Source organism: Winogradskyella helgolandensis (assembly GCF_013404085.1).
Lineage (GTDB): Bacteria > Bacteroidota > Bacteroidia > Flavobacteriales > Flavobacteriaceae > Winogradskyella > Winogradskyella helgolandensis.
In genome coordinates, this window is record NZ_JABFHO010000001.1 from 3,209,378 (window position 1) to 3,228,798 (window position 19,421).

Annotated in this window: 10 protein-coding genes; 3 read left to right on the top strand and 7 right to left on the bottom strand. The window is 32.8% G+C overall.

The genetic code is table 11. From position 1 onward, the window contains the following. Positions 1–169: 169 nt before the first annotated feature. From HM992_RS13475 to tilS, 6 genes are all read right to left on the bottom strand, one after another. The gene (locus HM992_RS13475) at positions 170–3,709 is read right to left on the bottom strand and encodes a T9SS type A sorting domain-containing protein (protein ID WP_179320042.1); all 3,540 of its coding nucleotides are present in this window, start codon (positions 3,707–3,709) and stop codon (positions 170–172) included. Between the two features lie 30 nt (positions 3,710–3,739). After that, positions 3,740–4,708 (bottom strand): YheT family hydrolase, encoded by a 969-nt coding sequence (locus tag HM992_RS13480; protein WP_179320043.1) that lies wholly within the window; start codon positions 4,706–4,708, stop codon positions 3,740–3,742. Between the two features lie 184 nt (positions 4,709–4,892). Beyond that, positions 4,893–6,776, bottom strand: a complete 1,884-nt coding sequence (locus tag HM992_RS13485; RefSeq protein ID WP_179320044.1) for a CocE/NonD family hydrolase — start codon at positions 6,774–6,776, stop codon at positions 4,893–4,895. Positions 6,777–6,854: 78 nt separating this feature from the next. Then, complete coding sequence (locus tag HM992_RS13490) at positions 6,855–9,305, bottom strand: T9SS type A sorting domain-containing protein (RefSeq protein ID WP_179320045.1); 2,451 nt, start codon at positions 9,303–9,305, stop codon at positions 6,855–6,857. Between the two features lie 54 nt (positions 9,306–9,359). Continuing rightward, positions 9,360–10,982: an adenine deaminase gene (gene ade / locus HM992_RS13495; protein ID WP_179320046.1), complete on the bottom strand. Its 1,623-nt coding sequence runs from the start codon at positions 10,980–10,982 to the stop codon at positions 9,360–9,362. An 81-nt stretch (positions 10,983–11,063) separates the two neighbouring features. Next, positions 11,064–12,377: a tRNA lysidine(34) synthetase TilS gene (tilS, locus tag HM992_RS13500; RefSeq protein WP_179320047.1), complete on the bottom strand. Its 1,314-nt coding sequence runs from the start codon at positions 12,375–12,377 to the stop codon at positions 11,064–11,066. 155 nt (positions 12,378–12,532) lie between these two features. On the opposite strand from tilS, the gene HM992_RS13505 reads away from it, so the two are divergent. After that, entirely contained in the window at positions 12,533–13,222 is a 690-nt protein-coding gene (locus tag HM992_RS13505) for a hypothetical protein (protein WP_179320048.1), read from the top strand. 140 nt (positions 13,223–13,362) lie between these two features. On the opposite strand, the gene HM992_RS13510 is transcribed toward HM992_RS13505, so the two are convergent. Further along, positions 13,363–14,661: an anthranilate synthase component I family protein gene (locus HM992_RS13510; RefSeq protein ID WP_179320049.1), complete on the bottom strand. Its 1,299-nt coding sequence runs from the start codon at positions 14,659–14,661 to the stop codon at positions 13,363–13,365. A 187-nt stretch (positions 14,662–14,848) separates the two neighbouring features. On the opposite strand from HM992_RS13510, the gene HM992_RS13515 reads away from it, so the two are divergent. After that, positions 14,849–15,736 (top strand): aldose 1-epimerase family protein, encoded by an 888-nt coding sequence (locus tag HM992_RS13515; protein WP_179320050.1) that lies wholly within the window; start codon positions 14,849–14,851, stop codon positions 15,734–15,736. 118 nt (positions 15,737–15,854) lie between these two features. Further along, positions 15,855–19,394 (top strand): TraB/GumN family protein, encoded by a 3,540-nt coding sequence (locus tag HM992_RS13520; RefSeq protein WP_179320051.1) that lies wholly within the window; start codon positions 15,855–15,857, stop codon positions 19,392–19,394. Positions 19,395–19,421: the final 27 nt, after the last annotated feature.

A 19,421-nucleotide genomic window follows, 5' to 3' on the forward strand; every position in this document is an offset into this window, starting at 1 on the left:
CAAAACTACTATAAATATTATCTATTACAAACTTCAATACCCATCATCGAAGATATTAAATACTCCTGAGGTCTATTAATTTAAAATAAAACAGAAAACCTTTCAAAATTTAACTTTGAAAGGTTTTCTGATTGAGAATGAAATTATTCGCTGTGCTCTAAATGACAGACTAGTTCTTTATAAACTTTTTAGTCGATTTCAAATCGCCATTTTGAATTTCCAAGAAATAAACTCCTTTAGTTAAACTTGAAACATCTAAGCTATATTCCAAATTAGACAATTTAATTTCTTTCAAGATTCTACCATTAATATCTACGACAGTCAGAAAATCAATGATTTGACTAGCTGTAATTTCTAATTTATTTTTTACAGGATTTGGAAATACCTGAATAGCTTGCGCATTAAACTCATCTACACTTAAAGATTCTACAATTTCCGTACTTACTGTATTTGTTATTATGGCAGGATTAAAATCGAAGAATATATCTGCTGTTCCACTTATGATGTCTCCAACTTCTACATCACTTTTAGGCTTGATTTTGTAAGCGATGTAACCATGAGAGTTGGGCTCATCATTAGTGCTATCTGCTAAGTTAATGTTATTGAATATAAAACTCACATCGGTTTCGTTCATAATCTCTACACGACCTGTATGACTTAAACTCTCCAATTGCATGGTTGTCCAATCTAATTTAGGATCTAATACATGATCTACTCTTGCATTAATAGCACTTGCGGTTCCTGTATTTTGAAAACGAATTAAATAGTGTAAATATTTGTCTGCTTCTTCAATAGTAATTTCTTCCCCTTCTAAAACTGTGATGTCGTTGGGATCGTAAGAACCAATAACGGTTTGCTCTAAAGTGAATATATTATCTTCTTCTGTTTCGTCGCCAGAAACTGGGTTTATGGTTGCTGTTGCCACAAGTATATCATTTATGTTTGTGGTTGGTAGTGCAAAAATATTGAATTCTAAATCTATGGTTCTTGTCTCAAAAGGATTTAGGTTATTAAAATCAAAAGTTAATGTGTTTGCTGTTTGGGATTCTATGGTTTCGCTTGCGTTTAAGAGATTTAATTTTGAATTATCGAACTCAAATGAAACTGAACCGCTTAGTTGGGTTGTACCTATGTTATTGTAAACTATTTGGTAGGTGGTGTTGAAGCCTGGTCTTGGATCGTTTTGTGATGGGTAAATTGTGATGTTCAAGTCGCTGACTGCACCAATTGGTTCAATACAGAAATTAATAATTTCAGTGTTGCCGACATTTATAAAGTTTGAAACTTGTGAAACAGGATTCGAAATGTAGTAATTAGGTAACGTTGAAGCAACTTCAGTAATATACTCTCCCTCACTTGGAAACAATTGATAATTTCCGTTGTCAATAGTAAATGTTGCAAGTATCTCAGCATTGCTTGATGAAGAAATAAGTATATTCTTAAGAAAAGAATCCTCTTCCGAACAACCATCTGAATTTGCATCCATTTGCATGGAACCGTTTATTTCATTTGCTGTAAAACCATTATTCTTCAACCAAAAGAATTTTTCATGCCCTTGTACAAAAATGTCTAAATTTCCATCATTATTAAAATCGGAGCTTAAAGCAATATTACTGAAACTCTCTGTTATTGGTTGAAACACACCAAAAACTCCTTGAGTATCGATATTTTCATACCAACCAAAATTGGAAGGGTTGCCAGCTAAAAGCGCTACATCAATATCACCATCATTATCAAAATCCCCTGATGTTATAGAACGTGTTACGTTGTTACCTTCTTGAGAGATTTCATGAATTGCCCAAAAAAATGGTTGATTAGAATTATTCTCTAACCAAATAGGATTTAAATCCCCTAATATGATATCCATATCACCATCGTTATCCATATCGTTAATTTCAAAATTTTTACAATCGTTATCTAAATCCTCAATAACAGGTCCATTAAAAAACAAAAATTCTCCCTCATAATTGTAAGATACTAATATTTCATTTTCTTTACATGAAACAACATCTTTATAACCATCACCATTTATATCAAAGGCTAATACAAATGAGAACCCATCATAATTATCTGATGCACCTATAATTTGCTGTGGACCAAATGTACCGACAGCATTTAAGTTTTCGAACCAAGATACATTTCGACCTCCACTTAAAGTTGTACCATTATTAAAACTAGCAAGAACATCTAAATCACCATCATTATCCAAGTCTGCTAAATCGACAGATGTCGCAGCGTGATATTGTTGTGTGTAAATAATTGATTCATTTTCAAATGTACCTTGACCATCAATATTTTCTAATAGAATAATTTTATTGTGGTGAGAAATAATTAAATCAGAATCGCCATCGGTATCAACATCGCCAAAGACAAAATCATATTCCGTAGAAGTACTACCTAATTGAAATATAAAATTCTGCTCTCCTAAGAACTCACCATTTGAGTTTTGGTACCAATATATAGAACCGTAATATTCACATACAACATCTAAAAAACCATCGTCATTTATATCTTCAACGTATACTTCGCTTTCAAAAGTTTCAATGAATGCATCACCAATTAAATGTTCATCACTAAAGTTTTCTAAATTATTTAAATTTTCATTCCAAGAAAGTTTATTTGACGATATTGAAAAGACGTCTAAATCTCCATCGTCATCAATATCAGAAACACCAATATGCGATATGTTGGTCAAATTCTCTGAAACAATTTGCGGATAAGAAAAAATTCCATTACCGTCAATATTTTTTAATAATAAAATATTACTATCATTTTTCGTAGCCAATAAAATATCCATATCGTTATCACTATCTACATCGATAACACATACTGATATCGCGCCATCAGCTTCATTTGTGATTATTATTTCATCTCCAAAATCACCTTCACCATCAAGTCCTTCAAACCAAGCTAACTTATCATCAAACTCTGAGGCTGATACTATATCTATAAATCCATCACTATTAATATCTGCAGCATAAACCGAACTAACAGCACTTGTGTTGCTTGAAATTATATTTTGACTTCCAAATAATCCTAGACCATTGGTGTTTTCATACCAAGATATTGAATTATCTAAAGACGAAGATGTTAAAACATCAAAATCGTTATCACTATCTATATCACTAAAGAATATTGAAGTTACATTACCAGAATTAATCGAAATAATTTGCTCAGATCCAAATTCACCTAGTCCATTAATATTTTCATACCAACTAAGTTTACCGTTTGATGAAGATGCAGAGATTATATCAGCGTCACCATCATCATCTATATCAAACGTATAAAGCAATTTTACATTAGGTGCTGAACTAACAGTCTGCTGACTTCCAAAACTACCAAGACCATCAGTGTTTTCGTACCAAGAAATTGTAGCATTATTCCTCGACGAAACAACTAAATCACTATCTCCATCTCCATCTATATCTTTAACGCTTAGACATGTACGATCAGAACCTCCTTCATAATTTAGAATAGTTGTTTTTAACTGAAAGTCATTGTTGATGTTCATAAACCATGAAACTTCGCCTAAATAGGATGAAGAAATCATATCCAAATTTCCATCACCATTAATATCTGCTGAAACTAAAGAATAAGGTTGTTCAATAGCATTAGAATTATCGTCAATCATAATTTCCTCAAACCCAATCTGCCCAAAGCCAAACTGCAAACAAAAAACCAAAATAACCGTAACGTAAACCTGTTTCATATACTAGATTATAAATTTATAATCGGCAAATTAACACTTTTTAACATTTCCTACAAAATCCAAAGCACGCTGTTCATTATAATACACATTCCCCTTCCCAATAAACCCAACATGACCTCCATACTTCGGCATTTCTAAAAACAGGTTAGGATTATGCTTCGCTTCTTTTACAGGATAACATTCTGCCGATAAAAAGGAATCATTAAGTGCGTTGATAATTAAAGAAGGTACTTTAATATTTGGAAGAAATTGTAGACAACTCGCTTTCTCATAATAATCAAAAGCATCCTTAAATCCATGTGCTTTTGACGTATATACATGATCAAAATCTATTAAAGTTTTAATTGAATCAAAGTCTGCAACTGATATATTATTAGGGAATTGCTCTAATTTCGGTTTCAACTTATCTTTTAAATGCGCTAAAAATCGAATAGCGTAATGTTTGTTTTTTAAACTTAATAATTCACCACATGATCCTTTTAAATCACAAGGTGTAGACACCGCAATAACAGACTTTAATTCCGTTGGAAGCTCCCTTCCTTCACCCACATATTTCAAAACCATATTAGCCCCTAAGCTTATGCCTTTAATATAGATTTCATCATATTGTCCTTTTGATAACACATGCTTTACCGTAGCATCTAAATCTTCAGTTGCACCAGAATGATAACTCCGAAATAACAAATTGGGATCACCACTACAGCCTCTAAAATTTACCGCAACAGCATCGATGCCATTGTTATTAAAGTTTTTTGCTGTTCCTGTTATATAAGGTCGTTGCGCATTACCTTCTAAACCATGAAGAAGAATAATGATTTTATTCGATTTTTGTTTCGCGTAGCTCCAATCTAAATCTAAGAAGTCGATATCTGGTAGCGTAATTCGTTCTCTAGTTTGCTCTACTCCGTCAACTTTTCGAGCTAAACCAGAAAAAACGGTGGACACAAAACTTTTTTTTGCCCAGAATGGTGGTTTGTAGGTGGATTCTATTACTGGCATTTTCAGTATTCTGTATTTAGTTTTTTAATCGGGTAATCATGTTAAACGTCAGTTCGAGTGAAATTGATTTTTTTCAATTTTGTATCGAGAACTTTTTAAAGCATTAATTACTAAAAACTTCTCGATACAATTTCTCATGCTTCGAAATCACTCGAAGTGACAACTCTGATGTGATTGTTATATATTATTTAAGCACAGTAAACTCAATAGATGAGTCATTATACACTTTATGGGTTTGCTTTTGAAAATCACTTGCCTTCGCTTCAAAAATATTCTCTACGTACGTCTGTGGATTCGCATCGATATACGGGAAGAATGTACTCTGTACTTGTACCTGAATTTTATGACCTTTTTTAAAGGTATGAAACACATCTTGCAACTTTAAGTTAATCGCTGTTTTTTGATTTGGCACAAAAGGTTCTGGTTCTGACATACTATTTCTAAAACGTCCTCGTAGCACTTCACTTCGCACCATCATGTGGTAATTGCTTAGTTTTAAGTGATCTTGAACATCGTCTGTGTTTTCAGTATCTGCAGGAAATACATCAATCACTTTTACAATCCAATCGGCTGCTGTTCCTGTTGTTGACACCTTCAATTTTGCTAAAATATCACCAGTTAACGTGATATCTCCGTCTAATATTTCAGTTTCAAAGGTTAACACATCTGGACGTCTTGAGGCAAAACGTTGATCGTCTGTCATGAATTTACGTGGTGTAAATCCAACACCTATATCTTCCGTATATGGCACTGGTTTCATTGGGTCGCTAATAAAATCTGACGTTGCCAGCATACGATTCGCTTGTTTTGTTAAACGTTCGTATGGTTGCATAAAGAAATCTTCTTTTGTTGTGTTTTCTGGTGGCCAAGTTTCAAACGACTGCCATTCTTTTGTACCTGTATTAAACATGTGTGCTTCAGCTAAACTAGTATCACCATTAGCTTCACCTTTTAAATAATGATTAAAGAATTTGGTTTCAATATTTTTTTGAAAATAATCTGAAATACTATCACCAAAATGAATGTTTCCTACCACTTGTCTGTCGTTATTTCTAGCCCAATCCCCATGACTCCAAGGTCCAAATACAACCGTATTGTAATTATCGCTATTAGCTTCAATACTTTTATAAGTATTAAATGGTCCATATAAATCTTCAGCATCAAATAATCCTCCGACAATCATAGTGGCTGGCTTAATGTCTTTTAAATGTTGAATAATGCCTCTAGATTGCCAAAATTCATCATAAGTCACATGTGTTTTCAGTTGCTCCATAAACACATTGGTACTATCGTAGTACTTATCTAATTTACTTAATGGCATGTGATCTAAGAAAAACTGATGTTGATCTTCGGTTTCAAAATCAGGTAACGTATACCATGATTCTGTAGTTGGCTCCGTTTTCATATTACCAAATAAACCGGTTGCTCTCCAATAGCTTAACATGTATGCACCATTATGAATAAAATCATCAAAAAAGAAATCGCCAATACAGGCTTGTGGCGAAACCGCTTTTAAAGCAGGATGCGCATCTAAAAGCGAATAAGTGGCATAGAATCCTGGGTACGAAATTCCGTAAGTCCCAACATTACCATTATTATGCGCTACATTATTTACTAACCATTCAATAGTATCGTAAGTATCACTAGCCTCATCAAATTGTTTTCCTGTTTTATTCGGAATGTATGCACGCATGTTATCGTAAACCCCTTCACTATTCCAACGACCTCGCACATCTTGATACACCATAATATTTCCTTCTTCCATCAGGTATTTATTGGGACCTATTTTGGTTTTGAATTCATTTTCCCCGTAAGGCCTAGAGCTGTATGGCGTTCGCATCATTAGCATTGGATACGTTTTTGTGGTATCTTTTGGAGTATAAATGGTGGTGTGCAGTTTTATACCATCGCGCATGCCAATCATCACTTCTTTTTTGGTATAATTATCTTTTGCAAATGTCTCTTCAGATTGATCAACTTCTGAAGTTGCAATCGCTTGATGCTTGGTTTCACTACAGCTAGATAATCCTACGACAAATAAGACGATAAAAAGACAATGCTTAATCATATGTTTAATAATTTAAAGGTTAAAAGATGACTTAAAAAAAACGACTCTATACCAAACCAGTATGTCAACTTCAACTAGTTATTGTTTAATAAATTTTAATGTTTGTAATTGCTCTCCTGATTTAATTTCAACAAAATATAAACCCGAATTATATTCAGATACATCTAATGAAGCAAAAGTGTCGCGCGAGGTAAACGATGTAAGCGCTCTTCCATTTACATCTACAATAGTAAGTTCGCTATGGTGTTGCAATCCTTCAATAAGAACTTCTGATGTTGCAGGATTAGGATATAACTTTACTGAAAGATATTCTGAATCGTCAATAGACAAGGCATTTCCCGTAAACACTATTCTATTAATTACTGCACCATCACCTCCAATTGGCGTGAATGAAAAATAATCTTTAGTGCGTCCAACATGTTGCAGCTCAAAGGTTATATCACCTCCCAAATACGAATCTAAATCCACACTCACCGTAGTTAAAGGATCTTGATATCTTGTAGTAGGATTATAACTAGGACCATATTGTTCTCCATTAATGAGGATTCTAAACCATGAATTTGAAGGGGTAGAACTATAATGATGTAATTGATTGAATGTAATATCTACATTACCGTCGGAAAGATGAGCTCCATCGATTTTAAACTTTAAACCTGTTAAAAAATCCTTATTCTCATTCCATGCTTGAGTTTCCGTTGTAGCATCTCCTCCAACCCACTCTGCATTTGAGTCGCGTTGATGAAGCACTAATCGATCATAAACAGAATAATTTACAAATTCTAATTTAGAAGATTCGCTATGCATTACAGAAAACAAGTTAGTTTCTAATACGGCTTCATCATTAAAATAATTATCGTAACCTGGTTCTAAATATTCAGGATCAGTGGACGCATATATTTTTGACCAAGGTGAATGGGACGTCTCACAACTATTACGAACAAAAAGCTTATACGATGTCGCTGCTGGTAATTCTGAAAACATATAGCTTTCCGTATCCGCAGGCATATAATCTACACTGGGATTTTCTTCAAATTCTGCGGCAACCACTTCATAGGCGCCAACAGCAGTGGCATCCCAATTTAACGCAATACTATTATTACTACTTACTGATGCTATATTAGTGATGACTTCGCAATCATTTTCTAATACTTGAATATTATCTAAATACGTTTTTCTAGTTGTAGATTTACTTACATTTTCAAGCTTAATAGTAATCAGTTCGCCAACAAATTGGGACAAATCTATTGAAGCGGTTTTAAAATCATTATCATCATAAGCTGCATTATAAATAAAATCTTCCGCAACACCTGTGTAAACATTATCATCGGCATAGGCTTTTATTTTTACGCGTAAATACGCTTCAGCAGTTTGATTAATATCAAATTTAAGTATAGGATGGATTGCATTTTGAGTAAGATCGACATCTATTGAAAACGTTCTGATAAAATCTTGATTTTCTTCAAACGGATCACCGTAATCAACATAGTTCAGAAATTGTGGATAACCAGGACCATTGAGCATTAATCCCAAACTACTCTCATTGGCAGCTTCTGCATTAATCTCTACTCCGTAATTCGGTATTGAATAATCGCGTGCAAAATCAGATTCAAAATCAATAGTATACGGTAAACTTAAGGCATTTGGTCTGGTTTTAAAATAATAACTACGGTAACCTGACGTCACACCAAAAGCATCACAGTCTGTTTTTACATTGACATAATAATCTTGTGAAGGCAACAGGTCAGACACTGAAAATGTAAGATCATTGGTTACAGTATACGATTCAGGAATATCCTCACCAGCTTCAGTAATGACATATCTGTAATGATTTGCTTCTGTATTTTCGTTAAGCGTGAATTCTGCCGTGGTATTTGTAACGTTGTCTATACTTGCAACAGAACTGGTTTGACAGACTTGCAAGTTACCATCGAAACGCGTTTTTGCGAATGAATTTTGATACAACACTGAGGTTGATGTAGAACCATCGTCAAAAGCTTCTGTAATACTAACTCTACTTCGGGTTGGTGGATTATTAAAATTTTCCGTGCCTTGCCACCCAAATAAAGCACTCGAAGATTGTCCAGGATTTACATCCTCAACATCAATTACTAAATTATCGATGCCATTGTAGTTAAAAGACTCATCAAAAATGAGAATAAACTCATAAGCATTAGCGTAATACGTTGTAATTCCGATTTCGGTTAAATCTTCATCAGGAATAAATCCATCTCCAGATTCAAATTCTTCTTTGGTTGTATGACCAATTTTAAAAATCAAATTGGTATTTGGCGTTGGTGACGTCGTTGTGTTTGAAAACGCGGTAAAAAACCGTAATCCAGTAATCTCACCATTAAATTTAATTTGCTCTGGATAATAAATGGTCTGCGTACGCGAAAATTTTGCTTGTGGTACATACGGTTGATTCGTATAGTCACCAGTACCACCGACAGTGACGTAACTTGTAGTCCTTAGTTGTGCGTTGCTAATAGCTGCACATAACAAGGCAATGATTAAAAGAATATGTTTCATGATTGATGATTTTGGCGCAATTTAATAACTTAAATAAGGTAAAATTGTTAAAATTTAAGAGGCTTCAACTGAGGTAAATTTAAACTTTCCTCCATCAAACAAGCCTTTATCACTTAATTTTAAAGCCGGAATAACCAACAAAGCCATAAATGATAAACTCATATAAGGTGCATGAAGTTTACTTCCCAATTGTTTGGCCATTTTATCGAGTTCTGAATATTGTTTCCCAATAACTTCGGCATTTTTATCACTCATTATTCCTGCAACAGGCAGTGCAACTACTTTTTCTTCTGTATCACTAACTGCACAAATTCCCCCTTCATTTTCTACTAATAAATTTACCGCTTTACAAATCGCTTCGTCCGAAACACCAATAGCAATTATATTATGAGAATCGTGACCTACAGAACTTGCAATAGCTCCTTCTTTCAGTCCATAATTTTTAATGAATGCAATGGCAGGTTTATCATTTTTATAACGATTAACAACCGTCATTTTTAAAACATCTGTTTCAGTATTAGACACCAGATTCCCATTTTCAATCTTAGAATCTACGATAATTTCATTGGTTACTAATTCCCCATCCAAACACTCAATCACTCTAATTTTCTTGGCGTCAGATTCAAATCTAAAATCTGAAACGTATTTTTTATCGGTGTTGAAATTATTTAAATTCTCAAATTCTACATGCTTCACATGCGAAACTCCATTAGCAAATACCAACTCACCATTAATATAAGTTTCAAGCGTTTTAAAATCTTTTAAATCTTCAACAACGATACAATCTGCATCATCTCCTACATTGAGCAAACCCACATCTAAATTGTAATGTTTCACTGGGTTTACACAAGCCGACTGCAAAACTTTAAATACATCAATTCCTTTAGCAACAGCTCTTGCACACAATTGATTAATGTGTCCTAACAATAAATCGTCTGGATGTTTGTCATCGCTACAAAACATCATATTTTCATAATGTTGATCCAACAAGTCAATTAAGGCTTCAAAGTTTTTGGCGGCACTACCCTCTCGGATAATCACCTTCATTCCTTTTTGTAGTTTTTCTAAACCTTCGTCATAAGAAAAACACTCGTGATCTGTAGAAATCCCTGCCGAAATATACTTGGTCAAATCCTCACCTCTTAAACCTGGTGCATGACCATCGACGGGTTTATTATAATGTTTTGCCCATTCTATTTTCTTTAAGACTTCCGCATCATCGTAAATGACTCCAGGATAATTCATCATTTCAGCCAAATACTTAATATCTGGATTCTCCATTAAGGTTTTAATAGCGTCCGAATCAATAACAGCACCTGCCGACTCAAAACTTGTCGCTGGCACACAAGATGGTGCACCGAAATTAAATTTGAATGGTGTTTGTTTTCCATTATTAATCATGAACTCTACACCTGCAACACCAAGAACATTGGCAATCTCATGTGGATCTGAAACTGTAGAAACTGTACCATGTTTTACAGCTATCTTAGCAAACTCACTTGGTACTAACATTGAGCTTTCTATATGAATATGTGCATCTACAAAACCAGGTAAGATGAAATGATTTTCGTCGCAATCTTTCTCTACGATAGATTCAATTTTCCCAGCTTTAATTGTAATTTCTCCTTTAAAGATTTTACGATTCTCAATATCTACAATGTTTCCTTTTATTTTCAAACTTCTCAATTTATTTTTATTATTAAAATAGATAAATTAATAACCTATATTATCTTTTATCAAATACTTAAATAAAAATACTTAAACAGTAAATTTAAGTATACTTTTAGTATTAGCTTTCACTTTAAAACGCTCATCTCCGCGTTTACCAACAACCCAAATTACGTTATTATCTGAAGTTAAAACCCAAGTATTTTCTTTTTCTACTAAAGAGGTTTTTTCGTCTTTAAGGTATTTACCGACCTTCTTTTTACCTGTCATCCCTAAGGGCTGAAACAGGTCTTCTGTTTTCCAAAGTCTTAATTCTAACGGAAATTTTAAGCGATTTTTATCAACATAAATAATGTGGTTCGGTGTTTCAGAAATCGCATCAACTTCGCTAATAACCAAATTACCAAAAGGTGTGTTTATAGCCGTGTCACATTCCTTTATATATAGAGAGACTTCACTTTGCTCAGCATGAGATAACGTTGCTAAGATTAAATGGTCGCGATGTTTGATTAAGCGATGTGAATTAGACTTTACCAATTTGCCTGATTCTGCATCTAATAAATCGAGAATATCATTCCATTCATTAAAGCCGTAATGTTTGAAGGTTTCGAATATATACGCTTTAGGATTCGTTGTGTTTTTAAATTCTGAAACTCTAAAGGTTGTCCCTAAATGATCATCAGAGACAATGGCACGCTTTTTAAACTCACTTAATTGCTCGTCTAAGATTAATGCGGTATCATTAAGATGGCTTAACGTATTTTGAAAACTATCTAATAATTGCGGATTGATTTCTTTTAAAATCGGCACGACTTCGTGTCTTAGCTTATTCCTCAGATATTTACGAGACGCATTGCTAGCATCTTCTCTCCAATTGATTTGCTGTTCTTTTGCAAACGCTTCAATTTGTAATCTCGAAAACGGTAATAAAGGTCTCACCACGTTCCCATTTACCATCGGAATACCCGTTAATCCATTTAAACCCGTTCCTCTTGTAAAATTAATGAGAAAGGTTTCGAGGTTATCATCTGCGTGATGTGCAGTTAAAATATAATCGAATTTTAATTGTTGTGCCAATTCTTTAAACCAATCATAACGCAATTCGCGTGCAGCCATCTGAATAGAACGCTTATTTTCATCAGCATAAGCTTGCGTATCAAAATTCTGAATAAAAACTTCGACATCTAACGCTTCGGCCAATTCTAGTACAAAATCTTCATCTTTATTACTTTCTTCTGCTCTTAAATTAAAATTACAATGTGCGAGCGAAAAATTCAGATTTAAATTTTTACATAAATATGCCAATACAACACTATCTATTCCACCCGAAATAGCAATGAGTAACCTACCCTCTTTTAAAATAGAAAGGTTTTTATCGATGTGATTATTGAAGTCTTTTTGCACAACTCAAAGGTATTGAAATTATTCATTCCTTCAGAAGTACATATACTCAAACTTTTAGGGTAACTGAACTTTATTCTCCGGTGTTAAAATGACTTTTATCATATTGATGTGTATTCTTTTTAATTAACTTTAAAAGAATTTAAAATTATTAGGTCATGAGTGTAACAGAAAAATTAACATCAGAAACGACACGAAATGCCTTTGAAAAAAAGGTGCTTTCTGCCATACCACATTTACATCCTTATGTAAAACACAGAATCTATATTGCTGAAACTACAGGCATTTTACCAAAAAATATGTTTTCGTCTAACGGAATTATTGACGAGAGTATTATCTTACTTTATGATACTGATTTTGACGTTGAAGCAGAACCATTAGCTATAAAACTTGAACTGTTTAAAATAGTGGATAATTATATGAATCTACTATTTAAAAACGAAGCTTATCACAAAGAAACGATTAGTACAGATGCGATACTTAAAAAAGAATTATCTAAGCTTACTGAAGACTATACTGTTGATGGTGACTTTGATTTTATCTTAAACACAGAACTTAACGATATCTCTTATCATCAAAATGAAAATGAAACGTTACAATTATATTCAGACAAAGAAACGTCGATTTTAACTGCTTTTGAAGTTGAGGATTTATCTACCAAACAATCCCCAAAAGTATTTGATAAACTATATAACTGGTTACCTTTTAATGTGTCTAACATTATGGATTTGTACATTTTTGGTAAGTTAGATTTTGAATCGATTGCAAAAATCAAAAAACTAGAAGAGAAACGTGTGGTCGATATTTTTGATAAGGTTAAGCGTACTTTTAGACGGCATATTGAGTAGTAGTTGTTGGTTGTTGGGATAAATAAACTAATACACAAAGTTGCACAAAGAAGGCACAAAGATGCGCAGAGCGTTTATTTTAAATGATTTCTGGAATAGAAGGTTATATAATTTGAGAAACCGCTCACTGAGAATGAACGTTATCCTTCCAACGCTTCTCGCATAGCTTTTGCTTTAACTAAGCACTCTTCATATTCTTTTAAGGGATCGCTCTTTGCTGTAATGGCTCCACCTACAGAATATGAAATGTATTGTTTTGATTGGTTATATAGAATACTTCTAATAATCACATTAAAATCAAAATCACCATGTGGCGTGAAATAACCAATTGACCCAGAGTATAAACCACGTTTGGTTTCTTCGAGATTTTCAATAATTTTTAGAGCCGAGAGTTTTGGAACACCTGTCATACTTCCCATAGGGAATGTTGTTTTTATAATCTCTACAGGATTGGTTTCTGATTTTACTTCAGATTGAATCGTAGAAATCATTTGATGCACTTGCAAAAACGAATACACTTTGCATAGCTCCTTTACTTCTACACTACCTTTTATGGCTGTATGTGATAGATCGTTCCTTACCAAATCTACAATCATGATGTTCTCACTACGTTCTTTTTGGTCTTTTGATAAGTCTTCCGCTAATTTCAGATCTTCAGCTTGATTTTCAGATCGTTTAGCTGTTCCTTTAATAGGTTGAGAAATTACAGTAGTTCCATCTTTTTTAATATAACGTTCTGGTGACGCAGACATCATATAATTGTTTTCGAATTTTAAAAAGCTAGCAAAAGGTGGTTTTGAAATGGCATTAAGCTTGTTAAAGGTTTCAACCGGATTTATAACACTGTCTTCTGCATAAAATTCTTGACAAAAATTAGCCTCATAAATATCGCCTCTTTGAATATGAGCTAACATTTTATTAACTTTCTCGAAGTAGTCGTCTTTATGAATTCTTAGTTTTATTTTTATTGAATTATCGTTAGGGGATTTCTCGCTTTCACTCGAAATACCATTTCTTATAATTTCTAAATCATCCTCAATCTCATCATCAACCATTTTTAGGTACTTGATTTCAACCTGATTACCTTTAATTAAAAAGAGTTTTTTCGGTTGAAAGAAATACAAATCAGGAAAATTTAATCCATCATAATTATTAGATTTTAACTGTTCAGTAGTGTTTTTTAGATCGTAAGTGAGGTAACCGAAAATCCAGTCGTCCGTTATGGTCTGATACTCTTTCAAGCGTTCAAAAGCATCAAAATAATCGGTTCGTATGGTTGTAAAAGCATCAACAGCCAACACAGCATCATAATTGCTATACTGATTCTTATGCTTATTAGAATCTAACCAAACGATATCATCAAATTGCTGACTCCAAAGCAAAAGGTTTTGCTTAAAGTTTTCAATATTATTAGGATGGTGAAGATGTGTTGTTCTCAATAGAAAAATAATTGCTGCAAGTTACCGAAATAAAATTATTTCTTTAGTGTAGATTTTATTTGTTGGAGGTTCAAAATTTAGAATTACACCCCTAAAATCCCCTCAAGGGGACAATCTCATGGTTACAAATAAAAAAACCTTGCAGAATAAATAATTAGAATTGTATATTTCAAAAAAAATAAAACGCATGTATAGTTTAAAAAACGACCTATTACAAATCCATATAAAATCTAAAGGAGCTGAGTTATGTAATATAACTTCAGCAAAACATAAAACCGAATTTATGTGGCAGGCTAATCCTGAGTTTTGGGGAAGTCATGCTCCAAACTTATTTCCAATTATTGGGTGTATGAAAGATGACCACTACATCTACAATAACAAGACATACCAAATGCCAAAGCATGGTTTTGTGAGACACAATGATAATTTCACTATTAAAAATCAGTCAGATTCTAGCATAACGTTTTCACTAGTTTCTAATGAAAAACTGTATTCTTATTACCCTTTCTTATTTGAATTTGAAATTACTTATACACTTTCAAAAAATAAGCTAATGGTGACTCATACGATTACAAATTTAGATGATAAGACACTTTACTTCTCTTTAGGAGGTCATCCTGCTTTTAATTGTCCGCTTTCAGAAGATGAAAATTATACCGATTATTATTTAGAATTTGAAAAAGAAGAAGACAGTCAATCATATTTATTAAATATGGCTAATGGTTTGTTAACCAATGACACCAAACCTGCATTTTCAGAAGGAAACAAAATTCATTTACGTCCAGATCTATTTAATGAGGATGCTTTAGTTTTCAAGGATTTAAAATCGAGAATTGTAAGTTTAAAACACAATACCAAAGGAAATGTGTTAACTGTAAATTTTAAAGATTTTAAACATTTAGGGATTTGGGCAAAACCTAATGCACCATATGTCTGTATTGAACCTTGGTTGGGTTTTGCTGATCACGAAACTACAGATCAAAAGATTGAAACTAAAGAAGGTATTCTAAGTTTGGCATCTGACTCTGTTTTTAACGCTAGTTATAGCATTGAAATTGATCATAACCATTTATAATCAATATTTATTAAACTTAAGTATACAATATTATAGATGTTTTCATTTTATATTCACAAAGTGTCATATTATATAAAAAGTATACTATTTTGCTTCAATAATTATAATTAATCATATTATGAGCCACCAAATCTTCAAGGAACACATCTCTTTTTACCTACTTCTATGTCTTACTTTTTTAACGCAATTTTCATTTGCTCAAGACAAAGACAAGTACGGTTTACTTTGGAAAATAGAAGGAAACAACTTAGAGTCTACCTCTTATCTATTTGGAACCATGCATATAGATGACGCTAGAGTATTTAACTTTAGTGATGCTGTTATGCCAGCCATAGAAAGTGTAGAGTATTTTGCTTTGGAGGTTAATGCAGATTCTCTAATGACAGCAATTACAGGCAAGACATATGATATTACAGCGAGTGAATACTATAAAACGTTACTAAAACCTAAGGATTATAAACGACTTTTAAAACGATTTGAAGAAGTTAACGAATTTTCTCTAGAAGATTCAGAAATAATGAGTCCAGATCAGGTAGTCAGTATGCTTATTCCAGATATTCAAAAGGACGATGACAAATCTACATTTGTTGATTTCTATCTTTTAGGTCAAGCGCGTACTATGAATAAAACGATTGTTGGCTTAGAAGATGTAAAAGACCAAATGAATTATTTTGACAATCTTTCTGATGAAAAGAAAACAAAAGAAATTCTTAGCCATTTAGATATTGATGTGGATAGCATTAATAGAACTAAAGAAATAATGACCAAACTATATGCTACAGGTGATTTAAATAAAATCGCTGAGTTTATAAATAATTATGATGTTATTGATAGCACTATGATTGCTAGAAATAATGTAATGAAAAACAGCATTATAGACATCATGAAAAAAGGGAGTCTGTTTGCTGGAGTTGGTGCTGCTCACTTAGTGGGTGAGAACAATGTTATTGAATTATTAATAAACGAAGGCTACGACGTTAGCGTTGTTGAAGCAAAATTTACAGGAGTAGCTGACACTTATAAAATAGACAACTCAAAAGGGATTTGGTATAACTATACAGATACCGATTTAGGGTTTAATCTCCAATTACCAAAATCTCCAAATATTAAACAAGATTTCGACAAGTTTATTATTCATGGTTATGGAGATATACCTACTAAGACGAGTTACCTCTTTACGGGTTTTGATACAGGTTATGCGCTAACACAATCTCAAATTGACACCTTAATGGAAAACATGGTATCTAATGTCATTGAAAAAAGAGAAGGTGAAATTATTAGTCGAGAACAACTTCCGGATACCGATAAATTTGGCTACGATATTATAGCTAAACTGCCTAATAATGTTATGGTAAAAGCTAGATTTGTTGTTAAACATAACCATTTTTATTATTTCTCAGTCGAAACGCCACAAGAACAAATCAATGAAAATTATATTGATCGTTATTTTAATTCCATTACAATTGATGGTATAGAACCTATTATTAAAACTAAAGGTTGGCGAGAGTTTAAAAGCGAAACGGGAGCTTTTACCCTTCAAATACCTGTGGATGCAAAGGAAGTCTCTAGAGAACACCCCAACCCTATTGATGCTGAAGGTGAACCTTATTTTCTTAATCTTTATATGGCTACAGATACTGAAAATTTAAATAATTATTTGATTCGGTATAACGACCAACCCATGGGCTATTTTCTTCAAAATCCTGAAATTGCATTTAAAGAAACTGAAAACGGATTAACACAAACGTCAGAATTACTAGCAGAACCGAAAGTTATTTATTTAGATAACATTCAAGGACGAGAATATGAAATATTACTAAATAACAAATATCATTGTATCGTACGTGCTTATTTCAGAGGAAACCGAACATACCTTTTGATGAAACAAAAACTTAATGAAAAAGAGAAAGTGAGCGTAGACGATCTGTTTTTTAAAAGTTTTAAGTTACTGCCTTACCAAGAATCTCAACTTTCCGATTATGAATCACCCAATAAAGATTTTAAAATAAAATTATTTGAACGGGTAACTGAAGATATCGACACACTAGATAGCAATGATTCTAATGTTATTGATTCGTATGATTATACCACCATAAACCCTAAAACGGGTAACATTTACCAGTATGGTTATAACAATATTGGCAAATACTTCAGAATTCCAACACACAAGAAATTTCTCGATGACTATAAAAATGGCTCACTAGAATATAATGATAGTATTGTAAATGAACGCATTTTAGTTAAAGATGGTGATTCATTAATTCAGTTTACAGTCAAAAATAAATTATTCGAAGATACACAACGCGTGACGGTCCACCAGATTTGGTATAAAAATTACAGAATGCATATTGCTAAAGCCATTATAAATGAGGAAGAATTAAATACTGGCATTGTTGATCAAATATTTAATTCAATAAATGAAAAACCGGTTACGTCTGATATTAATGTTTACGAATCAAAAGCGAAATACATTATTGAAGATTTAAAATCTACTGATTCCATTGTATATAATAGAGCCTTAAAAGCTTTTGAATATTACGAATTTGATAAAGATGATTTGCCAATTTTAGACGATGCACTTAACTATAGTTTTTCAGAAGACACTAACGATGTGATTAAGGCTAGTTTAATAAATGAATATAGTTTAATAAATGATGAAACATCTTTGGAAACTTTGGAGTCATTTTACAACAAATCATCAACATCAGATGTCTTAAAAACGGCTATCCTTATTGCTATTCCTATTATTGAATCAGAGCAGTCTTTACCGCTTTATAGCAAACTGTTCTTTTCTAATCCACCAACTGAAGAGGATTCATATGACTATAGTGTATTTCAACCTTTTAATGACTCATTAAATTATGCGATAGAAAATTACAGTAAACTACTATCGCTTATGTCTGTAAGACAATACAGAAATGACATTATATATTTATCTAATGATATTCATAACTCCGACTTAGATACAAATGACATTGTAAAGTCAAATTACAATAAGATTCTAAATTATTTAACGACTGACGCTGAGGTATTTTTCAACATACCTCCACCTAGCGATGAGTACGATGAAGATTATGACTACACGTATTATAATTTAATGGTGGCTTATTTAAATAGCCTCAATACAGTGAAATATGACGATAGTACAAGCAATGCTTTCACCTCTAAACTTTTAAGCAGAGATGATGACAGATGGTTGCGATTATTAGCTATTACTTCGCGTATATTTAACAATTATTCTATTTCGGAAGCTATACTAAATCCCTATTTAGAAGATTTCTATTTCAGGTTTGAAATCATAGAAGCTTATCATAAAATCGACAGACTTCAAGATGTAGATAAAAAATATCTTAAAGTAGAAGCATTCGCTAAGCTTTCCTTCTACAACTATGTTGGTGAAGATGGAGGTTATCCGGATGAAATTAAGATTTTGAAAAAAATTAAGAAGAATGATTCAGAGTTTTACGCTGTTAAATTCGACTATATAGATGAAGATCCAAATGAAAATGTTTCGTACATCGGTATCGTCGGACCACTGAAAAAAATAGATCAAAACACTGAATTTACAATGTATAGCTCTTATACGTATTGGGATGAATATGACGATGACTGGAAGACTAAAATAGAGACTCTAATTACAGATTTTTTAGAGTTGTAGAAATAGTTATCTAATTACAACTATCTT

Bases quoted from the DNA above. Each gene is read 5' to 3' on its own strand.
- HM992_RS13475 (WP_179320042.1), bottom strand. From the start codon at position 3,709: ATGAAACAGGTTTACGTTACGGTTATTTTGGTTTTTTGTTTGCAGTTT.
- HM992_RS13480 (WP_179320043.1), bottom strand. From the start codon at position 4,708: ATGCCAGTAATAGAATCCACCTACAAACCACCATTCTGGGCAAAAAAA.
- HM992_RS13485 (WP_179320044.1), bottom strand. From the start codon at position 6,776: ATGATTAAGCATTGTCTTTTTATCGTCTTATTTGTCGTAGGATTATCT.
- HM992_RS13490 (WP_179320045.1), bottom strand. From the start codon at position 9,305: ATGAAACATATTCTTTTAATCATTGCCTTGTTATGTGCAGCTATTAGC.
- HM992_RS13505 (WP_179320048.1), top strand. From the start codon at position 12,533: ATGAGTGTAACAGAAAAATTAACATCAGAAACGACACGAAATGCCTTT.
- HM992_RS13515 (WP_179320050.1), top strand. From the start codon at position 14,849: ATGTATAGTTTAAAAAACGACCTATTACAAATCCATATAAAATCTAAA.
- HM992_RS13520 (WP_179320051.1), top strand. From the start codon at position 15,855: ATGAGCCACCAAATCTTCAAGGAACACATCTCTTTTTACCTACTTCTA.